This window comes from Moorena sp. SIO2C4, from assembly GCF_010672485.1.
Taxonomy (GTDB): Bacteria; Cyanobacteriota; Cyanobacteriia; order Cyanobacteriales; family Coleofasciculaceae; genus Moorena; species Moorena producens.
In genome coordinates this window covers 1-1,045 of record NZ_JAAHGN010001580.1, presented here as the reverse complement: position 1 = coordinate 1,045, position 1,045 = coordinate 1, and the positions used below count along the sequence as shown (strand labels likewise).

Here is a 1,045-nt window from a genome sequence, read left to right as displayed (position 1 = left end):
TCCCTGTACAATCTCTGTTAGCCGCTTCCTATGCCAAGTTTTTTCAGAAGGGAGCCGCTGGCATCCGGGGAAGTCTCAATCTGGCCAAGCGTCTATCACCAATTGCTGGTATGTACGGAATAGCTGCTGGTATCGGGTTGTTTATCTCGGCTCCAATGGTACCCTACATCATAGGTGAAGACTATAGTGAGGTAGTCAATGCCTTACGTTGGTTAGCACCGATACCGTTTTTTAAAGCCATGCAGTTTTTTGCGGCGGACACCCTAACTGGTGCTGGATTTCAAGGGTTGCGTAGTAGCATACAAGTAACGGCAGCTCTGTTGAACTTTTCGTTAAACCTTTGGTTAATTCCTCTGTATTCATGGAAGGGAGCTGCCTGGTCAAGTTTAACCTCAGATTCCTTGAGGATGCTCAGCTTATGGCTATTAGTGTTTGTCTTATATCGGCAAGAGGTGACTAGAAGCAAGCGCCTTCAAGAATCGGAACATTAATCTTTATCCCCTTTCTCTAAGAGGGATGCAACATAACATTCTTGGGTAATTGCTCATAGCTAATTGCTCATGGGTAATCGGTAATCGGATCACCATTACTCATGACCTTGGCTGATTTTTACAAAAAATTTGCTGTTACTTAGGATGAAATTTCACTTTCTTTAATAAAGCTTTACATAATTTTTACGGATATTCTCTTACAATCAACTAGAGCTAGCAATAAGTCTCTGGCAAAGCCAATCAGCACGTTGCCTTGCTTTTAATTCCTACCTCGGACTTCTAACTAAAGTCTGGGTAAAATGCTATTGCTCGTGCTTTTGACAAATCTCGTAAGGAATCAAAGATAGCCAGTGATCAACTAGACCGCCCTACTATGGCAGGTAGGAGTTAGGTGAATACTTAGTCTACAAGACTTTGCCTACTCCTGTTCATCAAGTAGTTCCTCCAGTGACTCTAAAGTATTTATAGTGTATGACTAGCATCACCAAAATTCCTCAATTCTTGATGCAGTCGCTCATGGTTTGGGTTCTGTGTGCGGAACCTGCGTCAGCACA

General features: G+C 42.8%; 1 protein-coding gene. It reads left to right on the top strand.

What is annotated here, in order from left to right; genetic code table 11:
- The coding region (locus F6K20_RS39665) for a lipopolysaccharide biosynthesis protein (protein ID WP_287298607.1) at positions 1 to 491 on the top strand (491 nt) is incomplete at its 5' end.
- Between the last annotated feature and the right edge of the window lie 554 nt (positions 492 to 1,045).